The organism is Achromobacter sp. FW305-C-30-7 (assembly GCF_058783105.1).
In genome coordinates, this window is sequence record NZ_JBYSYI010000013.1 from 1 (window position 1) to 22,188 (window position 22,188).

Consider the following 22,188-nt stretch of genomic DNA (forward strand, 5'->3'; position numbering starts at 1 on the left):
AACCTCGATGCGCCCGAGGGAATCTGAAGGGAAGGCCGAAGGCCTGGACGAAGATGACGAAGGGGCAGTCCGGAGCGAAGGCTCCGGACCGCAATCGTGGGCGCCCGCCACTCAGGCGCCCGCGCCGATGGGCGGCCTACGAAGAACTCGCAACGCATAGCCCCAAGACGCCGAGCAGAAGAAACCTACTCCTGCCCACCCACAGCAGGACTAATCTCCCCGATATACCGGCAATCCAGCTCCAGAGACAACTCATCCATCCCCAGAATATCAATCTCCACCGCAGTTCCCCGCTCCAACTCAGGCATCCCCCCAACCCGAGTCACCAGCGGCGCATTCGCGAACCGCACCAGGTCGTCCCGCAGCACGTGCGCCACGGTACGCGTCACGTTGTGCTGCTTCAGCCAGCGCAGGCACCAGTAGCGCTCCATCGCGCTCTGGAACTCCGCCCAGGCCGCGTATTGCGCGTCGAAGGCGCCGATGATGGCGAACAGGTCCGCGTCGCGCGGCTTGAACGGGGCGACCAGGCGGGCGGACACGCCGTGCTCGACTGCCGCGATCAGCTGCCACTGGTTGACCAGGTCCACGTAGCGGCGCAGCGGCGAGGTGCTCCAGGCGTATTGCGGCACCCCGATGGCCTCGTGTGGCAAGGCCTGGGTGCTCATGCGCACGCGGCCCGCCTGTTGCGAGCGGTAGATGCCCGGCACGCCATGCTGGTGCAGCAGGCCGCCCCAGAGGTTGTTCGCCAGGATCATGTATTCCGCCACCATGCGGTCCAGCGGCGCGTTGCGCTGGCGCGGCACCAGGCGTACCGGCGTGTCGGGATCGTCGGGGTTGCCATCCAGGTAGAAGCTGTACTCCACCCGGGAATTGTTCTCCGGCTTGCCGCGCACGTTTTCGCGTTGCGCCGACAGGGCCTGCGCCAGCTTCCACAGCGGGCGCAGCCAATGGCCATAGGGCAGGTCGGCCGACGGATCGGACAGGCTGGCTTCCGTGACCTGAGCGTCCAGCATGTTGTGGCGCAGGTTCTCGCGCACCACGATACGTTCCAGGCGGGTTTCCGATTCGATGATTTCGCCGGTTTCCGGATCGGCCACGACGTACAGGGACAGCGCCGGCACTTCGCGGCCGGCGTCCAGCGAGAACGCCTGGATGATGCTGTCCGGCTGCATCGGGATCTTGTCGCCCGGCATGTAGACGGTGGACAGGCGGGCGCGCGCCAGCTTGTCGAAATCGCTGTCGCGGGTCACGGTGATGCCCGGCGCCGCCACGTGCACGCCGACGCGCAGACGGCCGTCGGGCAAGGTGGAGACGGACAGGGCGTCGTCGATTTCGGTGGTGGTGACGTCGTCCACCGAATAGATTTCGGCGTCGGACAGCGGCAGCTCGCGGTCGATGGCGGGCAGTTCCAGGTCCGGGAACGCCAGTCCGCGCGGGAAATTCACCGCCAGGAAGCGGCGCTTGTGCAGCGCCAGCGCGTGTGGCCAGGCGCCCAGTTCCAACAGCAGGCGGTCGGGGCTCTTGCCCAGCTTGGCGCAGGCGGCGTCCAGCGCCTTCCATTGCTGCGAATTCTTGTCGGGGCGGATCAGGAGCGATTCCGCGGCCTGGGCGATGGGCTCGGGCAGGCGCCCCGCGGCCATTTCGTCCACCCATTCCTGCTGCTGCTCGGCCTGGCGCTGTTTCTTTTCCAGAGCGGCCAGAGCGGCGGCCAGAATGTCGGGTGGCGCGGGGCGGTAGCTCCCCTTGCCGCGGCGGTGGAAATAGGCCGGCGCGCCGTGCAGGCGCATCAAGAGGGCGGCCTGTTCCACGGGCGTGGGGGCGTGGCCGAAGTAGTCGGCGGCCAGGGCGGGAGAGTCGAATTCTTCCTGCGGCGCGCATTCCCACAGGAACTGCAGGTCCAGCGTTTCGGCGGTCGCGGCCGCCTGGCTCATCAGCGCGGCCGGTTCGGGCGCCGCGAAGGTGAACAAGGTATTGGCGCGCTTGATCTTGCTGCGCTTGCCGGATTCCGATTCCACCTGCAGGCTGGCATCGGTCTCGGACAGGATATTGCCGGCCTTGAAGCTGCCGTCGTCTTCGTAAAACACATACATGGTGGGGATCGTCCTGGGCGGCGCGCATGCGCCGCCTTGCGCAGCTTTATAGAGTGTTGATGTTTGATACTGATTATTGGGGGCGAACCTGCTTGTCGCCAAGGGCGAATTCAAGCACTTCGGGCATCCATTCCGCAAAATCGGACAAACCGTGGTCGCTGCCTTGCACGATGCGCTGGCGGCAGCCCGCGTAGCGGTCGCGCATTTCGCGCCAATCCAGCACCTCGTCGCCGGTGGCTGCCAACAGGAAGTAGCGGTCGGGCTGGGTGACGCGTGGGGCGTGGATGGCGGCCAGTTCGTCCACGTACTCGGGCAGGAAGACGAACGGCGCGTCGGAATGATACATGCGGTGTTCGCCGATCTGGGTGGCGAGGTCGCGGGCGGCCTCGACCGCCGGATTCAGCAACACTGCCTTGCAGCCCAGCTGTTCGGCCAGCCAGGTGGCATAGAAGCCGCCCAGCGAAGAGCCGATCACGGTCAGCGCCCGGGGCGAGTCCGCCCCTTCCAACTGGCGCCGGGCGATGCCCATGGCCAGAGCGATGGCTTCGCGCGGGCTGGCGGGCAGTTGAGGGCAGGCCCAGGCCGCCGACAGGCCGCGCTCGGCCATGGCGTCGGCCATCATCCGGGCCTTGAGTGAGGTCGGCGAGGAACGGAAACCGTGCAGATAAAGAATCATGGCTCGCCTTTGCGGTGTCGTTGCCGGAATCAGGCGCGCGCCTGCAGGGCGTCCAGCAGCTTGCCGTGCACGCCGCCGAAACCGCCGTTGCTCATGACCAGAACCTGGTCGCCCGGGCGGGCGGCGCCCGCCACGGCGGCAACCAGCGCGCCGATGTCATCGTAGCTGGAAGCGCGGTCGCCCAGGGGCGCCAGCACTTCGGCCGGATTCCAGCCCAGGGCGTGCTTGCCGGCATGGGCGCCGAAGCAGAACACCAGGTCGGCGTCGGCCAGGGCCTCGGGCAGGCGGGCAGCCATGGTGCCCAGCTTCATGGTGTTGGAGCGCGGCTCCAGCACCGCCAGGATGCGGGCCGCGCCGACCTGGCGGCGCAGGCCTTCCAGGGTGGTGGCGATGGCCGTGGGGTGGTGCGCGAAGTCGTCGTAGACCTTGACGCCGTTGACCGTGCCGCGCAATTCCATGCGGCGTTTCACGCCCGCAAAGCGGGTCAGGGCGTCGATGCCTTGCGCCGCCGGCACGCCCACATGTTCGGCGGCGGCCAGCGCCGCCAGCGCGTTCATGCGGTTGTGCTCGCCGCTCAGGTTCCAGCGCACGGTGCCAGCGGTCACGCCGCCGCGCAGCACGCTGAACGCGCCCTCGGCGTCCGGCGCCGTCGCCTGCCAGGCGCCATCGGCGCCGAATGTGGCGGTTTCAGACCAGCATCCGCGCGCAATCACGCGATCCAGCGCGGCGCAGTGCGACGGGCGCACGATGCGGCCCGAGCCGGGGATGGTGCGCACCAGGTGGTGGAACTGGGTTTCGATCGCGGCCAGATCGGGGAAGATGTCGGCGTGATCGTATTCAAGATTGTTCAGGATGGCGGTGCGCGGACGGTAATGGACGAACTTCGAGCGCTTGTCGAAGAAAGCCGTGTCGTACTCGTCCGCCTCGATCACGAAGGGACGGCGCGACGGGTCGAAGCGCGCCGACACGTGCAGGTCCTGTGCCACGCCGCCGATCAAAAAGTTGGGCGCCATGCCCGCGGCTTCCAGCACCCAGGCCAGCATCGAGCTGGTGGTGGTCTTGCCGTGGGTACCCGCCACCGCCAGCACGTGCTGGCCGGGCAGGATGTTGTCGCCCAGCCATTGCGGGCCGGACACGTAGCGCGCGCCGGATTCCAGGATGGCCTCCATCAGCGGATTGCCGCGGCTGACCACGTTGCCGATCACGTACAGATCGGGCTTGAGCGCCAGTTGTTCGGCGCCGAAACCTTCGATCAGCTCGATTCCTTGCTCGGACAGTTGCGTGCTCATGGGCGGGTACACGCCCGCGTCGCAACCGGTGACCTTGTGGCCGGCGGCGCGCGCGATCAGCGCCAAGCCGCCCATGAACGTACCGCAGATGCCAAGAATATGCAGGTGCATTGAAAACTCTCCTGTCCTGCATTGTATATATAGAGAGGCGCCGGACTGCGGCGGGCGCGGCGCGAAACGGCGGCAGCGGTTATGATCGCGCCATGAATCGACGCCTACTTCTTTCCGCCGGCGTGGCCATAGCCGCCACGGTTGCGGGCGGCTATACCCTGATGGCCCGCAAGACCTCGACGCCCTCGGCCCCGGCCGACGCCGGCGATCCCGTCGCCGGCCTGATGCAGATGCCGCTTCCCGACCTGAACGGGGCGTCCCATACCCTGGCAGGCTGGAAAGGCCAGCCCATCGTGGTCAATTTCTGGGCAACCTGGTGCGCGCCATGCGTCCGAGAAATGCCCGAACTCGATGCCTTGCAGAAAAAATACCCGCATGTACGATTTGTCGGCATTGGTGTCGATTCGGCTGCGAACATGCAAAAGTTTGTCGAGAAAGTACAGGTTTCCTATCCTCTCTGGGTAATAGGCGCAGGTGCCATCGACACTCTGCGCAAGCTGGGGAATCCCAGTGGGGGTCTGCCTTTTACTATTGTTTTCAATGCAGATGGCGGCATTAACCGGAAGATATTGGGTGAAATCCAACCCGATGATCTGGACCGCACCCTGTCTGGTTTAAAGGCGTAAGTCTGTTGGACAAATAGTAGGAATTGGCGTAAAAAGCTGGTTTATCGGCTGTTTTGCCAACAATTGGCAAACCACTCATTGGCAAGCGCATGGCGCAAAACATACTGGTATTGCATGGCCCGAACCTGAACCTGCTCGGCACCCGGGAACCTCACATCTACGGCAGCCTCACGCTGCAACAGATCAACGAGGGCCTGGAGTTGCTCGCAGGAGAATTGGGCGCCACGCTGACAGCGTGGCAAGGCAATCACGAAGGCGCACTGGTTGACCGCATTCAGGCGGCCCGGCAAGACGGCACGGACTTCATCATCATCAACGCGGCGGCTTATACGCACACCAGCGTCGCAATTCGCGATGCGCTGGCTGGGGTCGCGATCCCATTTATTGAAGTACATTTGTCCAATCTGTATAAGCGAGAGCCCTTCAGGCATCACTCTTATCTGTCCGACTTGGCGGTAGGCCTCATCAGCGGCCTGGGCGCGGACGGCTACGAGGCGGCTCTGCGTTACGCAGTGCGGCACTGATCTCGCACCAAACCACAGCATTTACATCTTATACGGCGCGGACCCGACGCTGGGACGTCGCCGACACTATCTCGGGAAGCAGCTTCTATGGACCTCCGAAAACTCAAAACCCTGATCGACCTGGTGGCTGAATCGGGCATCGCCGAGCTGGAAATCACCGAAGGCGAAGGCAAGGTGAGGATCGTCAAGTTCTCGCAGACCTTGCAGCCGGTCGCGTACCACCACCCCGAAGCCGGCGTGCCGGCCGCGCCGGCGGCCCAGGCCGTGGCTCCGGCCGCACCCGCCGCGGAAGCCGCGCCGGTGATTCAGGGCCATGTCGTCAAGGCCCCCATGGTCGGCACGTTCTACCGCGCGCCGAACCCGGGTGCGGCGCCGTTCATCGACGTCGGCGCCACCGTCAAGGAAGGCGACCCGCTGTGCATCATTGAAGCCATGAAGCTGCTCAATGAGATCGAAGCCGACAAGTCCGGCGTCATCAAAGAAATCCTGGTCGAAAACGGCGAGCCCGTCGAGTACGGTCAACCCCTGTTCGTCATTGGCTGATAGCTGAAAATGTTCGAAAAAATCCTGATCGCCAATCGGGGCGAAATCGCCCTGCGCATTCAGCGCGCTTGCCGCGAGCTGGGCATCAAGACCGTGGTCGTGCACTCCGAGGCTGACCGCGAAGCCAAGTACGTGCGCCTGGCCGATGAATCTGTGTGCATCGGGCCCGCGCCGTCGCGTGAAAGCTACCTGAACATGCCGGCCATCATTTCGGCGGCCGAAGTCACGGATTCCGAGGCAATCCACCCGGGTTACGGGTTCTTGTCCGAAAATGCCGACTTCGCCGATCGCGTCGAAAAGAGCGGCTTCGTCTTCATCGGTCCGCGTCCGGACACCATTCGCCTGATGGGCGACAAGGTCAGCGCCAAGCGCGCCATGATCGAAGCCGGCGTGCCGGTGGTGCCGGGTTCGGAAGGCGCGTTGCCCGACGATCCGCAGGAAATCATCCGCATTGCGCGCGAAGTCGGCTATCCGGTCATCATCAAGGCGGCAGGCGGCGGCGGTGGCCGCGGCATGCGCGTGGTGTACACCGAGGCCGCGCTGCTGAACGCCGTCACGATGACGCGCTCGGAAGCGGGCGCCGCGTTCAACAACCCGGAAGTCTATATGGAGAAGTTCCTCGAGAACCCGCGCCATATCGAAATCCAGGTGCTGGCCGATGGCGGCCGCAACGCCGTCTGGCTGGGCGAGCGCGACTGCTCCATGCAGCGCCGCCACCAGAAAGTCATCGAAGAGGCGCCCGCGCCTGGCGTCGCGCGCCGGCTGATCGAGCGCATCGGCGACCGTTGCGCCGACGCCTGCCGCAAGATGGGCTACCGCGGCGCGGGCACGTTCGAGTTCCTGTATGAAAACGGCGAGTTCTATTTCATCGAAATGAACACCCGCATCCAGGTCGAACACCCGGTCACCGAACTGATCACCGGTATCGATCTGGTCCAGCAGCAGATCCTGATCGCCGCCGGCGAGAAGTTCACGCTGCGCCAGCGCGACATCGAATTCAAGGGCCACGCGATCGAATGCCGCATCAACGCGGAAGATCCGTTCCGCTTCGTGCCCAGCCCCGGCCGTATCACCAACTGGCATACGCCGGGCGGTCCGGGCGTGCGTATCGATTCGCATGCGTTCAACGGCTATTTCGTGCCGCCGAACTACGACTCGATGATCGCCAAGGTCATCACCTACGGCGATACGCGCGACCAGGCGCTGGCCCGCATGCGCACCGCGCTGTCGGAAATGGTGGTGGAAGGCATTTCCACCAACATCCCGCTGCATCGCGAAATGCTGCAGGACGCCCGCTTCATTGAAGGCGGCACTAGCATCCATTACCTGGAACACAAGTTGGCTCAGCGTCCCTGACCGCGATCCGGGGGCTTTCCGCTCCCGGGCCGCTCCTGTTTTTGTTTTACGGTCAACGGGCCGCGGCGCAAGCCGCGGCCCGTTGACCAGATGGAAGAATCATCATGCGTGAACTCGTGCTCCATTGCCTGGAGGCGCAGGCCGAAGCCCTCTCGGACGCTCTGCTGGAAGCAGGCGTGCTGTCGGTATCCGTCGAAGATGCCGACCTGGGCACCGACGACGAGCGTCCTTTGTTCGGCGAACCGGGCACCGAGCCCGACGTGCAGGCCTGGGACCGCAACCGCGTTGTCGCGCTGCTGCCCGACGGGGCCGATCCCGCGCAGATCATGGAAGAGGCCGCCGCGGCCGGTGAACTGGACCCCGCCGTGTTCAAGGGCTGGAGCCTGCGCGACGTGCCCGACGCCGACTGGGTGCGACTGACGCAGTCGCAGTTCGGCCCCATCCATATCGCCGAACGCCTGTGGATCGTGCCCAGCTGGCATCGTGACAATCCCGATGTGCCGGCGTTCGAGCCGGATGCCGCCACCCAGGAGGGCGCGATCCACATCGAGCTGGATCCGGGCCTGGCATTCGGCACCGGCAGCCATCCCACGACCCATCTGTGCCTGGCCTGGCTGGAAGCCGAATTGCCGGCTGGCGCCACGCTGCTGGATTACGGCTGCGGCTCGGGCATCCTGGCGATCGCCGCGCGCAAGTTGGGCGCGGGTCCGACCCAGGCGGTGGATATCGACGCCCAGGCGGTGCAGAGCACGATTTTCAATGCCGAGGTCAACCACGTCGACCTGCAAGCCATGCTGCCCGACGCGCTGGCCGAAGGCACCTTCGAAGTGGTGGTGGCCAACATCCTGTCCAACCCTCTGAAGGTGTTGGCGCCCATGTTGGCCGGACGCGTCGCCGCGGGCGGCCATCTGGTGCTGTCCGGCGTGCTGGAGCGGCAGGCTGAGGAAGTGGCCGCCGCCTACGCGCCCTGGATCGCGATGTCGGTCTGGCGGGCGCGCGACGGCTGGGTGTGCCTGCACGGCCAGAAGGCCTGAGCGCCGCCGGCAGGATCGCGCCATGGCCTTGACCACCCGCTGCCCGCAGTGCGGCACCACCTTCAAGGTGGTGCCCGACCAGTTGCGGGTCCGTAATGGCCTGGTGCGCTGCGGCGCCTGCTCGACCGTGTTCGACGGGCGCGCCTGCCTGCTGCCGGCCGCGGGCGCGACGCCGCAATCCGTGCCGCCCGCTGCGCCGGCGATACCGTTGACGCCGGCCGCCAGCCAGGCCGCGCCGGTCCTGGCGACGCCCGCAGCTCCCGTCGCGCCGCAAGCGCCCGCAGCAACGCAAGCTTCGCTTGCGCCCGCAGTTCCTATTGCGCCGCAGCCAGCCGCCGCACCGCCGTTCCAGACCGCGCGGCCGGCTCCGCCTCCCGCGCCAGCGGTGGATTTTTCACAGACCGCGCCGTGGGACGATGAACCGGAACCCCCGCGCGCGCCCGTGGCGCCGCCTTACCGTGCGCCAGAGGGTCCACCCGCCGTGCTGCGCGGCCGCGACGACATCCGGCGGCGTGCGGAGCCTGCGCACGACGCGCACGAGCGCGAGCAGGACGAAGACGACGATCTGGCCGATGACCTGGTCGATGACTGGGCCGAAGGCCCCGCGCAACACCGGACCGCTCATCGTCCGGCCGACGAGGTTATTGCACAGGACGAAAATCCGCCGCGCTGGACCGTCCCCACGCCGACGCAGCCCGCCTATCGCCCCGATGCCGTCTCGCGCGGCGCGCATGCGGAGCCGGCCTTCACCATCGGCCGCGCCCGCGCCGACGTGCGCGACGAAGAGCGCGACGACGAATACGACAACGAGTACGCCGACGAGCACCGGGACCACGAGCGCGATGACTACAGCGACCATCACGGCCCGGACCGCGACGAATCCGGTGAACCGATGCTGGGCGACACGCGCACGCGCTATTCCAGCGCCACCGACGTCGGCCGCTCTCCGCCTGAATTCCTCGACCAGGACCGCGAGGAGCGTCATGGTCTGTTGCGCAAGCTGTGGGGCTACGCATGCCTGATCGGACTGATCGCGCTGGCCCTGCAACTGGTGTACGTGTATCGCACCGATATCGCCAATTCCGTGCCCCTTCTGCGGCCGGTGCTGGAGACCGCGTGCCAGCCGCTGGGCTGCACCGTGGGCTATGCGCGCCGCCTGGAACTCATCCACATTACCTCCTCGTCGCTGCAGCCGCCGACCGGCGCAGCGGCGATCGATGATGGACGCAGCCGCCTGGTGCTGACGGTGGTGATGCGCAACCGTCATGACAAGCCTCAGCACTGGCCCGCTCTGGTGCTGGATTTGAATGATCTGTCGGATACGGTGGTGGTGCGCCGCGCGCTCAAGCCCGAAGATTATCTGACGCCCGAGCAGTTGCGCGGTCCTTTCGCGCCCCAGGCCGAATTGAAGATTTCCGTGCCGATTGAAGTGACTGGCGTCCAGGTCAATGGCTTTCAACTCAATAAATTCTTTCCTTAAGGGATGACTAGCATGGCAACCCCAGTCCTGGTTTGCGGTTCGATGGCGTTCGACACCATCGCGGTGTTTGAAGGGCGTTTCAAGGAGCACATTCTTGCCGACCGTATCCAGTCGCTGAGCGTGTCGTTCCTGGTGCCCAGCATGCGCAAGGAATACGGCGGCTGCTCGGGCAATATCGCCTACAGCATGAATCTGCTGGGCGGCAAGCCCGTGCCCGTGGCGACCGTGGGCGAAGATGCAGGCGAGTACATGGAGCGCATGGCCGGGCTGGGCATCGACGTCAGCCGCGTCAAGGTGATTCCGGACACGTTCACCGCGCAGTGCTTCATCACCACCGACCTGGACGACAACCAGATCACGGCTTTCCACCCCGGCGCCATGGCGCACGCGGCGGAAAATGACTTGAGCGACGCCGATGCAGCCTGGGCCATCGTCGCGCCCGATGCCAAGGAAGGCATGTTCGCCCACGCCGAGCGCCTGCATAAGCGCGGCATTCCTTTCATCTTCGACCTGGGTCAGGCCATGCCGCTGTTCGACGGCGCGGACCTGGAGCGCATGCTCAAGCTGGCGCAGGCGCTGACGGTAAACGACTACGAAGCCGGCGTGGTGGAACAGCGCACGGGCCGCAGCATGGAAGACATCGCCCGCTCGCTGCAGGCCGTGGTGGTGACGCGCGGCGCGGAAGGCGCCACGTTGCTGACCGAGGGCAAGACCATCCAGATCGCGCCGGTGCGCGCGGCTCAGGTGGTGGACCCGACCGGCTGCGGCGACGCGCAGCGCGGCGGCCTGCTGTACGGCTTGACCAGCGGCTGGAGCTGGGAAGACAGCTGCCGCCTGGGCAACGTCATGGGCGCCATCAAGATCGCTTCGCGCGGGCCGCAAAACCATGCTCCTTCGCGCGCCGAGATCGACGCCGTGCTGCACGCGACCTACGGCATCCACCTGCCTGTTTGAACTCTTCGGGAACCCGGTAGTTGGGCCGCGGTCGAACCGTGGGAGAGGGGTGAAGGCGGCGAGTTGTAGCGCCTTTCCCAGCCGGGTTTTTCAGCTTCTGGCGGTGCGTTTCAGTGTGTTGCAGCATCGCTGGCCCCGATTCGGGGCCAGGGTATGATGAGTACATCGTCGGCAACGGCCGATCGAGGAGTCCAAATGAATCAAAGCAAAACTTTTTCCCTGGTGACGCCGCGCGCGGGGCGCTGGCTGGCGATCGCCGCCGTCGTGACCTCGATGGCGGTCCTGGGCGGCTGCGCCAATCGCAGCGCGTCCAGCGGCGTCTACAGCTATGACCAGGCGCAGCGCGAACAGATCGTCCGTACCGGCACGGTCACCGGCGTGCGTCCCATCGTGATCCAGAACGACAAGTCCAGCGGCGTCGGCATGGTGGCCGGCGGCGCGTTGGGCGGCGTGGCGGGCAACGCCATCGGCGGCGGCACCGGCCGCACCATCGCCACCGTGGGCGGCGTCATCCTGGGCGCGCTGGCGGGCAACGCCATCGAGAACCAGACCGGCAAGAATTCCGGCTACGAAATCACCGTGCGCCTGGACAATGGCGAAACCCGCGTCGTGGCGCAGGAAGCCGATGTACCCATCAGCGTGGGCCAGCGTGTGCAGGTGATCAGCGGCTCCGGCCCGACCCGTGTCACGCCGATGTAAGTACTGGTCCAGCGCCGCTCGCGGCGCGATCAGACCAAGCCCCCGTCAGGGGGCTTTTTTATTGTCGACGCCTATGCGCCTATAACGGGGGCAGGGCTGAGTCAGCCCTGCAAGCGTAAGAATCTGTCGCTAAGCCGCAACGCGGTACCTGGGGAATTACCCGCGAACGTTACGTTTGCCAGCCTTTTCTCGCCATTTCCTCCATAAGTTCAATGGCGATTTGACGAGCGTGGTGCCATGATTGCGCCTGCGATCGACGTCGCATTGCGAAAATCATGTAACTGAGTGCATCTGAAACGTCGTTCGTTGGGGGGCTGAATGTTCAGCCCGGTTTCAGCCGTTTCTTTGTAATCTCGTCGTCCTGAATCCCGGGGCGGGGGATGTTTGGCCAACCAGGCCCGTAACGCCGCACTATCTATGCATACCGAGCAAGAACTCCACACCAAGATCGGCGAGATCGTCGAGTCGATCGTCATGAAGAAAGTCACCCCCGATACGCAGTTGATTGCCACCGGCCTGGTCGATTCGCTCGCCGCCGTGGACATCACGCTGGCGGTCGAGTCGGAGTACGGCTGCAGCATCCCGGCTCCCGAGATCGCGGAGCACCTACAGTCGGTCCGCACGCTTGCCGGCTATGTCGCTGCCCATACTTCGTAATAGCCGGCTGTTGTCTCACGTCGCGGCTGCCGCGACGGCGGTGGCTCTGGCGGTGGGTACGTATTGCGGCGCGGACGATCTGCTGAGCCGAGTCGTGAACCCGATGTCGGCGCCTTCGGCCACCGCAGCCGCCAAGAGCAACTACCTGCCCAACCTGGGGCCGGACTGGGGCACGCAGCACGTCAACCTGAACCGCCTGGGCAACGCCCTGAGCGACGGCACGCTGGTCGTGCTGGGCTCGTCCGAGCTGTCCAGCCATGACCTGCGTTTCGTGCCTTACCGCTTCTTTCCCGAAGAACTGAAGGTGCCGACGCTGGCCTATGGCCACGCCATGTTCCAGTCCTACGGCATCGTCAGCGTGCTGGAGTCGGTGGCGGATTCGCTCACGCCCAATACGCGGCTGGTGATCATGCTGTCGCCGGCCTGGTTTGCCTCGGGCGGCCAGTTGCCGCGCAGCGCGTTCGCCGAGCACGTCACCGGACCGGTCTGGGACCGGCTTTGGGACCAGCCCAGCACGCGCGAGCAGATGCAGACCTGGATCAGCGACAACGCCAACTGGGGCCTGCTGTGGCTCATCGCCAATGGCCAGGTCGCGGAGCTGAAGGACAAGCTGGCGCTCTGGTGGCATGCACGCAAGGAACCGGCGCCCGACCGTCCCCGCAGCAAGTTGTCCGTGCCCGCGCACCGCTATGTGTCCTGGCCGGCGGCTGCGCGCCTCGATCAGGGCCAGTGGGGCCGCCTCACGCATCAGGCGCGCGCGGTCGAGCAGGACCTGGGCGGGCACAATCCCTACGACGTGCGCGACGATTACTACAAACAGTACCTGGCGCCGCTGTATTCGCCGGCCCGCAACGAATTCGCCGACGTCGATCCGATCACGCGCGCGGAACTCGGCGATCTGTCACGCGTGATGGCCCTGCTGCAGAAGCGTAAGGTTCACGCCTACTTCGTCATCCAGCCCTTCAATCCCAAGCTCATTCTGGATGTAGAGCGCTTCGACCCGGTGGTGGCCGCCATCACCGGCATGTGCGAGCGCTACCAGATGGGCTGCCTGGATCTCTACAGCATCCCGTTCGAGCCGGGCATGCTGCGCGACGACATGCATCTGGCCGAACTCGGCTGGGCCATGGCCGATCAAGGCATTGCGGAGTACTTTTCCCGATGAACAAGACTCTTCCCGCGGCCGCGCCTGAAGCCGGCCGTGCCGACGACGCGCAGGATGCCCGCAAGGCGGCTACCGCCTGGGGGCGCCGCTTCTTCTGGCATCTGTGCCTATATATCGGCTTGATCCTGGTGTTCGTGCTGCAGGCACAGCCCACCACGGGCAGCGGCGGGCCGATAAAGGTCGAATTCCAATACCAACAGTTCTGAGCCCGCCATGGAATTGTTCGCAAGCTTGAGCTTTTTCGGCGGCGCCCTGTGCGGCGGCCTGGGCCTGCTGGCCTACCGCTCCTTCGGCATGCCGTTCCACATCGGCTATCGCCACATCATCGGCGTGATCTGCCTGGGGGTGTGGATGGCGGTGTTCTGGGCGCGTCCCTACCAGCCCATCGCCTTGCTCGCCATTTCGGGCAGCGCGCTGTGGGCCATGCGCCGCAACTACATCCCCACCTGGCTGGCCGTGATCATCACCATGACGCCGCTGCTGCTGGTGAAGACGGGCGTTTCGCACCTGGGCGCCATGCTGGGGCTGTCCTTCGCCACGTTCCGCGCCATCGACGTGCTGCTGTTCGCGCAACGCAATGAACGCGTGTCGCCGCTGGACTACTTCATCTACCTGTTCTTTCCGCTCACGCTCCTGGCCGGTCCCATGTACCGCTGGCGCAATTTCCAGGCAGACCTGAAGCGCGGCTATGAAGGCGTGAACCTGAACACCTGGCTCAGCGGCCTGGAGCTCATCATGCTGGGCGTGATCCAGAAGTTCGGCGTGGCCGAACTGATCTGGCGCTACGGCCTGGCGACGCTGGACGCGCACGACTACTCCTTCACCGGGGTGGCGCTCAACGCCTCGCTCTACAGCGCTTATCTGTTCTTCGACTTTGCCGGCTATTCCACGATGGCGATCGGGATCGGCATGCTGTTCGGCTTCACCTTGCCGATCAACTTCCGCAATCCCCTGGCCACGCTCAACCCGCAGGATTTCTGGCGCCGCTGGCACATCAGCCTGTCGGAGTGGCTGCGCGACGTGGTGTTCATGCCCATCTATAAGGCGCTGAGCAAGACCAAGTTCTTCGGACGCCATCGCATGGCGGCGCAGAACATCGGCATCTTCGCGACTTTGCTGGCCATGGGCGTCTGGAACGGCCTGTCGCTGCACTACATCGTCAGCGGGCTTATGTTCGGCGCGTATTCGGTGGGCCACAACCTGCTGATCAACGCCGCCCGCACCCGTCCGGGCCTGCAGGCCGCGCTGGCGCAACCGGTCATGCGCTTTCTCGGGCGCGTGCTCACCCTGATTCTTGCTGCGCTGGCGCTTTACGTGTTCAGTGGCCGCAGCCCCATCTGACGCCGGGAGTTTCGGCATGCGTTTCGATCTGAAGTCTTTCCAGTTCATCGATGGCGAGCGCGCGCCCGATGCGCCCGCTGTCGTCGCCGCCGACCGCAGCCTGAGCTGGGCGCAACTGCGCGACGAGGCCGGCGCCTGGGCTGAAGAGGCGCGCAGGCATGGCGCGGCGCCGGATGTGCCGGTGGCCATCTACGGTCACAAGGAAGCCTCGTTCTTCGTCGCCATGGTCGGCGCCCTGTTGATCGGGGCGCCGTTCGTGCCGGTGGACAGGATCTATCCGCAGGAGCGCCTGCGCCGCATTGTCGAGATCGTGCGTGCCGCCGCCGTGTTCGATGCCGCCAGCGGCAGCTTCACGCCGGGCGAGGGCGCCATGCTGGCCGAGCGCGGCCTGGCTTACGTCATGTTCACGTCCGGCAGCACCGGCGATCCGAAGGGCGTGCAGATCGGCCGCGAAAGCGTCGGCCTGCTGGGCGACTGGATGCTGGGCAGCTTCGGCTTGGGCGAGGCGCCCGTGTTCATGAACCAGGCGCCGTTCAGCTTCGACCTGTCCATGTACGAAGTGTTCGCCACCCTGGCCGCAGGAGGCTGCTGCGTGCTGAATGCGCGTGAGCAGATCGCCGCGCCGGTAACCTGGATGGCCCGCCTGGCCGAGCACGGCGTTACCGCCTGGGTGTCCACGCCGTCATTCGCGCACCAGCAACTGGCCAACCGCGATTTCTCGCCAGCCGCCTTGCCCACGCTGCGCACCTTCCTGTTTTGCGGCGAACCGTTGCCGTCGGCGCTGGCCAAGAAACTGCGCCAGCGCTTCCCGGAGGCCGTCATTCTGAATACCTACGGCCCCACGGAAGCCACCGTGGCGACCACCTGGATCGAGGTCACCGACGCGGTCCTGGCCGCGCACGATCCGCTGCCGGTGGGGCATGCCAAGCCCGACAGCGTGCTGATCGTGGACGAGGGCGAGATCTGCATCGTGGGCGACCACGTCATGCGCGGCTATCTGAACCGCCCCGACCTGAACCAGGCCAAGCTCTACACCTACGCCGACGGCCGTCGCGCTTTTCGCACGGGGGACCTGGGCCAGATGGAGGGCGACGGCCTGCTGTTCTGCCGCGGCCGCATGGATGACCAGATCAAGCTGAACGGCTATCGCATCGAACTGGCCGAGATCGATGAAGCGCTGCACGGCCTGCCAGGCGTGGAGGGCGGCGCCTGCGCGGTGCTGCGCAGGCCCGACGGCACGGCGGTGCGATTGATCGGATTCGTGGCGGGGGTGGAGGCCGGGCAGGCGCCGTGCATGCTGGCGCCGGACGCGTTGGCGGGCTGGAAGGAGCGGCTGGCGCAGCGTCTGCCGCCTTACATGGTGCCGTCCGAGCTGGTGGCTTGTCCGGCGCTTCCCATGTCGAACAACCACAAGATCGACCGCAAGAAACTGGTCGAGATCTACGCCGGCATTCCGGCGTAAGCGCTTGCGGGGCCGCGTGCGGCCCCGCTGCTTTACAGGCCCATCATGCGCTGGCTGATGTTGGACAGCACCATCAGCAGCACCTGCGCGACGATCAGCAGCACCAGCGGCGAAAAGTCGATCGCGGTGCGCGGCAGCAGGCGGCGGATGGGGTCCAGCATGGGCGCGGTCAGCGCTTGCAGCAGCGGCATCATGGGCGCCATCGGGTTGACCCACGACAGCACGGCCTGGATCAGCGTCAGCCACACCACCAGATTCAGCGCCCATTTGATGGCCATGATCAGGGCCGAGCCCATGGCCTTGGGCAGGTATTCCACCGGAATCAGCGCGCCGATCGCCACCAGCCAGACCAGCACCAGATAGATCAGCGCGGACAGCCACACGGCGACCAGGCTGGTCCAGTCGATCTTGTTGCTGGCGGGAATGATCTTGCGCAGGGGCAGCACCAGCCAGTTGGTGACCTGGTAGATGAAGCGCGACAAGGGGTTGAAGGGGTGCAGCCGTATCGCGTGCATCCAGGCGCGGGCAATCAGCGCCGCGCCGAACAGCGTGAACACGATTTCGAGAAGGAAGCGCAAGATTTCATCGAGCATGGACACGGTCACCCTGAAAAAGAGGAGTCAATTGTCGCACGCCCAAGCGAAAAATCGCCGGCAGGCAGCGCGTGCTCGACGTCTGGGGGAGAGGCTGGCCGATTGCGGACCGGGCGGACATGAAAAAGCCGCCCGGCCTAGGCCAGGCGGCTCTGCGAAGCTAGCGCTTCGAACCGTCCGGATTAGGGACGGCCACCCGTCGGGAACGGCCACGACGCGGCGGGGTTCAGCGCGGTCTTCGCGCCCGGGGCGGCAGCCGTGGACGGCGGCGTTACGGGCTTCTTCGGAGCGGCTTTCTTCGCAGCGGGCTTCTTGGCGGCGGCAGGCTTCTTGGCGGCAGCAGGCTTGGCTGCAGCGGGAGCCTTCTTGGCAGCGGGGGCCTTCTTGGCAGCAGCCTTCTTGGCAGCAGGCGCCTTCTTGGCGACGGCCTTCTTGGCAACCGCCTTCTTGGCAGCAGGAGCCTTCTTGGCAGCAGGAGCCTTCTTGGCGACGGCCTTCTTGGCTACCGCTTTCTTGGCGACAGCCTTCTTGGCGACGACTTTCTTGGCTACGGCTTTCTTGGCGACGGCCTTCTTGGCAACCGCCTTCTTGGCGACGGCTTTCTTGGCCACGGCCTTCTTGGCGACGACCTTCTTGGCTACCGCTTTCTTGGCCACGGCCTTCTTGGCTACCGCTTTCTTGGCGGCGACCTTCTTGACTGCCGGCTTCTTGGCGGCAACCTTCTTCACTGCCGGCTTCTTGGCAGCGACTTTCTTGACGGCTACCTTCTTGACGGCAGCTTTCTTGGCCGGTGCGGCCTTCTTCGCTACTGCCTTCTTGGCGGCGGGCTTCTTCACCGCTTTCTTTACGGCTTTCTTGGCTGTTGCCATGGTCATGCTCCTTAGGTTCAGGGGTCCCAGAACTTAAACCCGTGCCCCGATCCGCCAACGGCGCATCGTGCCCGGGCTATTCATCGGCGCAAGCCGCTGTTCTGTGCGAGCAACAGCTACTACGGTTTGCGCTAATGAATTCGGCACAGCCATTTGATATGGCCCCCGCTCCTATGGCGCGAGCCATTTCAAATGGCGCCGGCAGGCGACCTGATCACAGGCCGCCGACCGCTTGTTCTACGTGTTCGAAATGCCTCCACGCCGCGCCTTCGGCTCGCTGCCCCCGAGGGGTGCGCTTTTCCTTGAGACGGCCCGGCGGCAAAACACCCTGACCAGGGAGAGCGTCATCAAGCCTGTCGCGAACGCGACGCTCCTTGCTTCTGGAGCGTGCCCGCGCCGGGCCTGATGACGTACTGCTTTTACTCCCAGCTCAGCGTGCCACCGGTTTGGTATTCGATCACGCGAGTTTCAAAAAAGTTGCGTTCCTTTTTAAGATCGATCATTTCCGCCATCCACGGGAAGGGATTTTCTTCCTGGGGGTACAGCGGTTCGATACCGATTTGCTGGCAACGACGGTTGGCGATGAAGCGCAGATAGGATTTGAACATAGGTGCGTTCAAGCCCAACACGCCGCGCGGCATCGTGTCTTCGGCGTAAGCGTATTCGAGTTCGACCGCTTTGCGGAAGAGTTCTCGAATTTCTTCGCGGAATTCCGGCGTCCACAGATGCGGATTTTCCAGTTTGACGGTGTTGATCAGGTCGATGCCGAAATTGCAGTGCATGGATTCATCGCGCAGGATGTACATGTACTGTTCGGCGGCGCCGGTCATCTTGTTCTGGCGGCCCAGCGCCAGGATCTGCGTGAAGCCAACGTAGAAGAACAGGCCTTCCATCAGGCAAGCGAAGACGATCAGCGACTTCAGCAGCGTCTGGTCGGCTTCGGGAGTGCCCGTCTTGAAGTTGGGGTCCGCGATCGCGTCGATGAACGGGATCAGGAACTCGTCCTTGGCGCGGATGGACGGCACTTCGTTGTAAGCGTTGAAGATCTCCGCTTCGTCCAGGTCCAGGCTTTCGACGATGTATTGATAGGCGTGCGTGTGGATCGCTTCTTCAAACGCCTGGCGCAGCAGGAACTGGCGGCACTCGGGCGCCGTGATGTGGCGGTAGGTGCCCAGCACGATGTTGTTCGCAGCCAGCGAGTCGGCGGTGACGAAGAAACCCAGGTTGCGCTTGACGATGCGGCGCTCGTCCTCGGTGAGCCCGTTCGGGTTCTTCCAGAGGGCGATGTCGCGCGACATGTTGATCTCTTGCGGCATCCAGTGGTTGGCGCAAGTGGCCAGGTACTTCTCCCACGCCCACTTGTACTTGAACGGTACGAGCTGGTTGACGTCGGTCTGGCCGTTGATGATGCGCTTGTCGGCAACCTTCACGCGTTGCGAGGTGGCGGCGCCGCTGGCGGCCAGGCCGGCCGCGTGTTCAGGCGCGGCGGGCGTGGGCATGGCGGTGTCGCCGAAAACACCGGTCGCCGCCCGGACTTCGGGCGCAGCCTGCCCACCGGCCGCGGGTGCGGGCGATTGAGCAGCTTGCGTGGCGATGGTGTCGTCTTCCCAATTAATCATGATTCATTCTCCGGAGGCGGTTATTGGCAGGCTTCGCACTCTTCGAAGCCGGGGTCGCCCGGCCGCATGGTGCAAACCGCCCCGAGAACTTCGGGTTCCGGCAAAACAGGTGCAGCAGCGACAGCGGCGGACGTGGACTGGCCTCCTGCGGAAACGGCGTTCAATTCGCCGCCGCGTCCCGTGGACTTCTCGGCGCTGGTGGCGCCCAGGGTACGCAGGTAGTAGGTCGTCTTCAGGCCGCGCTTCCAAGCCAGCTTGTAGGTGTCGTCCAGTTTCTTGCCCGACGCGCCGGCCATGTAGATGTTCAGCGACTGTGCTTGATCGATCCACTTCTGGCGGCGCGACGCGCATTCAACCAGCCAGCTCGGTTCGACTTCGAACGCAGTGGCGTAGAGGTCGCGGAGTTCGGAAGGTACGCGATCGATGCGGGACAGGCTGCCGTCGAAGTACTTGAGGTCGGCGACCATGACTTCGTCCCAGAGACCGAGTTTCTTCAGGTCACGCACGAGGTAATCGTTAACGACCGTGAACTCGCCGGAGAGATTCGATTTGACGTACAAGTTCTGGAAAGTGGGTTCGATGCACGCAGATACGCCAATGATATTGGAAATAGTCGCGGTTGGGGCAATTGCGATGCAATTGGAGTTGCGCATGCCATGTTGTTTGATGCGCGCGCGCAACGTATCCCAATCGAGCGTGCTCGACTCATCGACTTCAACATGACCACCGCGTTCATCACGCAGCATCTTCAACGTGTCTTGCGGCAAGATGCCGCGCGACCACAGCGAGCCTTCATACGATTGATAGCGGCCGCGCTCTTCAGCGAGCAGGCTCGAGGCCCAGTACGCGTGATAGCACACGGCTTCCATCGAACGGTCGGCGAATTCGACGGCGGACTGCGATGCGTAAGGCACGCGCATCATCTGCAGGCAATCCTGGAAGCCCATGATGCCCATGCCCACCGGACGATGGCGCGCGTTGGAATTGCGAGCCTTGTCGACGGCGTAGTAGTTGATGTCGATCACGTTGTCGAGCATGCGCATGGCGATGCTGACGGTGCGCTTGATCTTGTCGTGGTCGAGTTCGAAACCGCCGCCGGCAGCCGGCTTCATGTGCGCGACCAGGTTCACGGAACCCAGGTTGCACACCGCGATTTCGGATTCGTTGGTGTTCAGCGTGATCTCGGTGCACAGGTTCGAGCTGTGGACCACGCCGACGTGCTGCTGCGGCGAACGGATGTTGCAAGGATCCTTGAACGTGATCCAGGGGTGGCCGGTTTCGAACAGCATCGACAGCATCTTGCGCCACAGGTTCAGCGCCGGCATCTTCTTGAAGAGCTTGAGTTCGCCGCTGGCGACGCGCGCTTCGTAGCCCACGTAGGCTTCTTCAAAGGCGCGGCCGTACTTGTCGTGCAGGTCGGGGCAGTCGGACGGCGAGAACAGCGTCCACTCGCCGCCTTCCATGACGCGCTTCATGAACAGGTCGGGAATCCAGTTCGCCGTGTTCATGTCGTGCGTGCGGCGGCGTTCGTCGCCGGTGTTCTTGCGCAGTTCCAGGAATTCTTCGATGTCCAGGTGCCACGATTCCAGGTACGTGCAGACAGCGCCCTTGCGCTTGCCGCCCTGGTTGACCGCGACGGCGGTGTCGTTGACGACCTTCAGGAACGGCACGACGCCTTGGCTTTCGCCGTTGGTGCCCTTGATGTGGCTGCGCAGCGCGCGCACCGGGGTCCAGTCGTTGCCCAGGCCGCCGGCGTACTTGGCCAGCAGCGCGTTTTCCTTGATGGCGTCGTAGATGCCTTCCAGGTCGTCGGAGACGGTGGTGAGGTAGCACGACGACAACTGCGAGTGCAGGGTGCCGGAGTTGAACAGCGTCGGCGTCGAGCTCATGAAGTCGAACGAGGACAGGATCTCGTAGAACTCGATGGCGCGGGTTTCGCGGTCGGCTTCGCGCAGCGCCAGGCCCATGGCCACGCGCATGAAGAACACCTGCGGCAGTTCGATGCGGGTGCCGCGGATGTGCAGGAAGTAGCGGTCGTACAGGGTCTGCAGGCCGAGGTAGCCGAATTGCAGGTCGCGCTTGGCGTTCAGGGCGTGGCCCAGCTTGGTCAGGTCATAGCTGGCCAGGTCGGGCGACAGCAGGCCGCCTTCGATGCCGCGGGCGATGAAGGTGGGGAAGTATTCGGCGTAGCGGGCGGCCATGCCGTCCTGCGAGACTTCCTCGCCCAGCACTTCCTTGCGGATCGTGTGCAGCAGCAGACGTGCGGTGACCTGGCTGTAGGCCGGGTCCTTTTCGACCAGCGCGCGCGCGGACAGGATGGCGGACTTGAACACTTCGTCGACGGGAATGCCGTCGTACAGGTTCTTGACCGTTTCCTTCAGGATCGCTTCCGTGTCGATGAATTCGGCCAGGCCTTCGCCGGCGGCTTCGATGGTGGCGCGCAGTTCAGCCAGGTCCAGCGGGCGGCGCACGCCGGCGTCGGTCACGTTCAGCACGTGCTCCTGCGGAGCGGCGGCCTTCTCCTGGGTGTCGGCGGCGGCCGCGGCTGCGGCGCGTTCCTGCGTGCGCTTTTCGCGGTACAGCACATAGGCGCGGGCAACGTCGTGTTCGCCCGAGCGCATCAGGGCCAGTTCGACCTGGTCCTGGATGTCTTCAATATGGAAGGTGCCGCCGTTGGGGCGGTTGCGCACCAGGGCGTTGACGGCCTGGCTGGTCAGGTTCTCGACCAGCTCACGCACGCGCGCCGAGGCCGCGCCCTGGCCGCCGTTGACGGCCAGGAAGGCCTTGGTCATGGCGATGGCGATCTTGTTGGGTTCGAACCCGACCACCGAGCCATTGCGGCGAATGATGTTGTAGCTGGCCCATTGCCCGCCATTGGCGTCGGCAGGGGAATCGGTTTGCGAGGGCGGCACGGCCGTAGGCCGGGTCACAGAGGCGATCGTAGTCTGCATGGAAGCTCCTGTGCGAAAAGCGCGTAGATAGCGACATGACGACGTCATGTCAGGTACGAAATTGGATCTTTTGAGGGGGTCGCAACGTTCTGGACGGGCTAGTCCAAAAGGCGTGGCCGACGGGAATCAGCGCTTAGGCGACCACAACA

At 64.8% G+C, this 22,188-nt stretch carries 20 protein-coding genes; 13 read left to right on the plus strand and 7 right to left on the minus strand.

What is annotated here, in order from left to right; all coding sequences use genetic code 11:
* Positions 1-185: 185 nt before the first annotated feature.
* The 3 genes from AC3WOB_RS28695 to mpl form a co-directional block, all read right to left on the minus strand.
* Positions 186-2,090: a ribonuclease catalytic domain-containing protein gene (locus AC3WOB_RS28695; RefSeq protein ID WP_492276899.1), complete on the minus strand. Its 1,905-nt coding sequence runs from the start codon at positions 2,088-2,090 to the stop codon at positions 186-188.
* A 73-nt stretch (positions 2,091-2,163) separates the two neighbouring features.
* Entirely contained in the window at positions 2,164-2,766 is a 603-nt protein-coding gene (locus AC3WOB_RS28700; RefSeq protein WP_492276900.1) for a YqiA/YcfP family alpha/beta fold hydrolase, read from the minus strand.
* A gap of 29 nt (positions 2,767-2,795) precedes the next feature.
* Positions 2,796-4,166 (minus strand): UDP-N-acetylmuramate:L-alanyl-gamma-D-glutamyl-meso-diaminopimelate ligase, encoded by a 1,371-nt coding sequence (gene mpl, locus AC3WOB_RS28705; RefSeq protein ID WP_492276901.1) that lies wholly within the window; start codon positions 4,164-4,166, stop codon positions 2,796-2,798.
* Between the two features lie 92 nt (positions 4,167-4,258).
* On the opposite strand from mpl, the gene AC3WOB_RS28710 reads away from it, so the two are divergent.
* From AC3WOB_RS28710 to AC3WOB_RS28770, 13 genes are all read left to right on the plus strand, one after another.
* A complete protein-coding gene (locus tag AC3WOB_RS28710) occupies positions 4,259-4,792 on the plus strand; it encodes a TlpA family protein disulfide reductase (RefSeq protein WP_492276902.1) in 534 nt (177 codons plus the stop codon).
* A gap of 89 nt (positions 4,793-4,881) precedes the next feature.
* On the plus strand, positions 4,882-5,316 hold the full coding sequence (gene aroQ / locus AC3WOB_RS28715; protein WP_013391376.1) for a type II 3-dehydroquinate dehydratase: 435 nt from the start codon (positions 4,882-4,884) through the stop codon (positions 5,314-5,316).
* Positions 5,317-5,403: 87 nt separating this feature from the next.
* Positions 5,404-5,859 carry an acetyl-CoA carboxylase biotin carboxyl carrier protein gene (gene accB, locus AC3WOB_RS28720; protein ID WP_013391377.1) on the plus strand — a complete coding sequence of 152 codons (456 nt, stop codon included), beginning with the start codon at positions 5,404-5,406 and terminating at the stop codon, positions 5,857-5,859.
* Positions 5,860-5,868: 9 nt separating this feature from the next.
* Positions 5,869-7,215, plus strand: coding sequence for an acetyl-CoA carboxylase biotin carboxylase subunit (gene accC, locus AC3WOB_RS28725; protein WP_013391378.1), 1,347 nt, complete (start codon positions 5,869-5,871; stop codon positions 7,213-7,215).
* Positions 7,216-7,319: 104 nt separating this feature from the next.
* A complete protein-coding gene (gene prmA / locus AC3WOB_RS28730; RefSeq protein ID WP_013391379.1) occupies positions 7,320-8,249 on the plus strand; it encodes a 50S ribosomal protein L11 methyltransferase in 930 nt (309 codons plus the stop codon).
* A gap of 22 nt (positions 8,250-8,271) precedes the next feature.
* Positions 8,272-9,729 (plus strand): DUF3426 domain-containing protein, encoded by a 1,458-nt coding sequence (locus tag AC3WOB_RS28735; protein WP_492276903.1) that lies wholly within the window; start codon positions 8,272-8,274, stop codon positions 9,727-9,729.
* Positions 9,730-9,741: 12 nt separating this feature from the next.
* Positions 9,742-10,683, plus strand: a complete 942-nt coding sequence (locus AC3WOB_RS28740) for a carbohydrate kinase family protein (RefSeq protein ID WP_207471040.1) — start codon at positions 9,742-9,744, stop codon at positions 10,681-10,683.
* Positions 10,684-10,878: 195 nt separating this feature from the next.
* Positions 10,879-11,382, plus strand: a complete 504-nt coding sequence (locus AC3WOB_RS28745) for an outer membrane lipoprotein (RefSeq protein WP_013391382.1) — start codon at positions 10,879-10,881, stop codon at positions 11,380-11,382.
* A 417-nt stretch (positions 11,383-11,799) separates the two neighbouring features.
* Positions 11,800-12,039, plus strand: a complete 240-nt coding sequence (locus AC3WOB_RS28750) for an acyl carrier protein (protein ID WP_006226661.1) — start codon at positions 11,800-11,802, stop codon at positions 12,037-12,039.
* Positions 12,017-13,204: a D-alanyl-lipoteichoic acid biosynthesis protein DltD gene (locus tag AC3WOB_RS28755; protein WP_492276904.1), complete on the plus strand. Its 1,188-nt coding sequence runs from the start codon at positions 12,017-12,019 to the stop codon at positions 13,202-13,204. The genes AC3WOB_RS28750 and AC3WOB_RS28755 overlap by 23 nt, the downstream gene beginning before the upstream one ends.
* Positions 13,201-13,410, plus strand: coding sequence for a hypothetical protein (locus AC3WOB_RS28760; RefSeq protein ID WP_492276979.1), 210 nt, complete (start codon positions 13,201-13,203; stop codon positions 13,408-13,410). Before AC3WOB_RS28755 ends, AC3WOB_RS28760 begins: the two co-directional genes overlap by 4 nt.
* Positions 13,411-13,417: 7 nt before the next feature.
* The gene (locus AC3WOB_RS28765; RefSeq protein ID WP_492276905.1) at positions 13,418-14,545 is read left to right on the plus strand and encodes an MBOAT family O-acyltransferase; all 1,128 of its coding nucleotides are present in this window, start codon (positions 13,418-13,420) and stop codon (positions 14,543-14,545) included.
* A gap of 16 nt (positions 14,546-14,561) precedes the next feature.
* Positions 14,562-16,007: a D-alanine--poly(phosphoribitol) ligase gene (locus tag AC3WOB_RS28770; protein WP_492276906.1), complete on the plus strand. Its 1,446-nt coding sequence runs from the start codon at positions 14,562-14,564 to the stop codon at positions 16,005-16,007.
* A 32-nt stretch (positions 16,008-16,039) separates the two neighbouring features.
* Here AC3WOB_RS28770 and AC3WOB_RS28775 read toward each other — a convergent pair whose 3' ends face one another.
* The 4 genes from AC3WOB_RS28775 to AC3WOB_RS28790 all read right to left on the minus strand — a co-directional run bounded on the left by AC3WOB_RS28775 (position 16,040) and on the right by AC3WOB_RS28790 (position 22,039).
* Positions 16,040-16,600, minus strand: coding sequence for a YggT family protein (locus tag AC3WOB_RS28775; RefSeq protein WP_013391387.1), 561 nt, complete (start codon positions 16,598-16,600; stop codon positions 16,040-16,042).
* Between the two features lie 182 nt (positions 16,601-16,782).
* Positions 16,783-17,469 (minus strand): histone H1-like DNA-binding protein, encoded by a 687-nt coding sequence (locus AC3WOB_RS28780; RefSeq protein WP_492276907.1) that lies wholly within the window; start codon positions 17,467-17,469, stop codon positions 16,783-16,785.
* A gap of 419 nt (positions 17,470-17,888) precedes the next feature.
* Entirely contained in the window at positions 17,889-19,088 is a 1,200-nt protein-coding gene (locus AC3WOB_RS28785) for a ribonucleotide-diphosphate reductase subunit beta (protein ID WP_013391389.1), read from the minus strand.
* 20 nt (positions 19,089-19,108) lie between these two features.
* Positions 19,109-22,039 carry a ribonucleoside-diphosphate reductase subunit alpha gene (locus AC3WOB_RS28790; protein WP_492276908.1) on the minus strand — a complete coding sequence of 977 codons (2,931 nt, stop codon included), beginning with the start codon at positions 22,037-22,039 and terminating at the stop codon, positions 19,109-19,111.
* Positions 22,040-22,188 lie beyond the last annotated feature (149 nt).

Coding starts and splice junctions, on each gene's coding strand:
- accC (WP_013391378.1), top strand. CDS start 5,869: ATGTTCGAAAAAATCCTGATCGCCAATCGGGGCGAAATCGCCCTGCGC.
- accB (WP_013391377.1), top strand. CDS start 5,404: ATGGACCTCCGAAAACTCAAAACCCTGATCGACCTGGTGGCTGAATCG.
- AC3WOB_RS28770 (WP_492276906.1), top strand. CDS start 14,562: ATGCGTTTCGATCTGAAGTCTTTCCAGTTCATCGATGGCGAGCGCGCG.
- AC3WOB_RS28775 (WP_013391387.1), bottom strand. CDS start 16,600: ATGCTCGATGAAATCTTGCGCTTCCTTCTCGAAATCGTGTTCACGCTG.
- mpl (WP_492276901.1), bottom strand. CDS start 4,166: ATGCACCTGCATATTCTTGGCATCTGCGGTACGTTCATGGGCGGCTTG.
- AC3WOB_RS28780 (WP_492276907.1), bottom strand. CDS start 17,469: ATGGCAACAGCCAAGAAAGCCGTAAAGAAAGCGGTGAAGAAGCCCGCC.
- aroQ (WP_013391376.1), top strand. CDS start 4,882: ATGGCGCAAAACATACTGGTATTGCATGGCCCGAACCTGAACCTGCTC.
- AC3WOB_RS28740 (WP_207471040.1), top strand. CDS start 9,742: ATGGCAACCCCAGTCCTGGTTTGCGGTTCGATGGCGTTCGACACCATC.
- AC3WOB_RS28700 (WP_492276900.1), bottom strand. CDS start 2,766: ATGATTCTTTATCTGCACGGTTTCCGTTCCTCGCCGACCTCACTCAAG.
- AC3WOB_RS28695 (WP_492276899.1), bottom strand. CDS start 2,090: ATGTATGTGTTTTACGAAGACGACGGCAGCTTCAAGGCCGGCAATATC.
- AC3WOB_RS28765 (WP_492276905.1), top strand. CDS start 13,418: ATGGAATTGTTCGCAAGCTTGAGCTTTTTCGGCGGCGCCCTGTGCGGC.
- prmA (WP_013391379.1), top strand. CDS start 7,320: ATGCGTGAACTCGTGCTCCATTGCCTGGAGGCGCAGGCCGAAGCCCTC.
- AC3WOB_RS28745 (WP_013391382.1), top strand. CDS start 10,879: ATGAATCAAAGCAAAACTTTTTCCCTGGTGACGCCGCGCGCGGGGCGC.
- AC3WOB_RS28790 (WP_492276908.1), bottom strand. CDS start 22,039: ATGCAGACTACGATCGCCTCTGTGACCCGGCCTACGGCCGTGCCGCCC.
- AC3WOB_RS28750 (WP_006226661.1), top strand. CDS start 11,800: ATGCATACCGAGCAAGAACTCCACACCAAGATCGGCGAGATCGTCGAG.
- AC3WOB_RS28785 (WP_013391389.1), bottom strand. CDS start 19,088: ATGATTAATTGGGAAGACGACACCATCGCCACGCAAGCTGCTCAATCG.
- AC3WOB_RS28735 (WP_492276903.1), top strand. CDS start 8,272: ATGGCCTTGACCACCCGCTGCCCGCAGTGCGGCACCACCTTCAAGGTG.
- AC3WOB_RS28755 (WP_492276904.1), top strand. CDS start 12,017: ATGTCGCTGCCCATACTTCGTAATAGCCGGCTGTTGTCTCACGTCGCG.
- AC3WOB_RS28710 (WP_492276902.1), top strand. CDS start 4,259: ATGAATCGACGCCTACTTCTTTCCGCCGGCGTGGCCATAGCCGCCACG.
- AC3WOB_RS28760 (WP_492276979.1), top strand. CDS start 13,201: ATGAACAAGACTCTTCCCGCGGCCGCGCCTGAAGCCGGCCGTGCCGAC.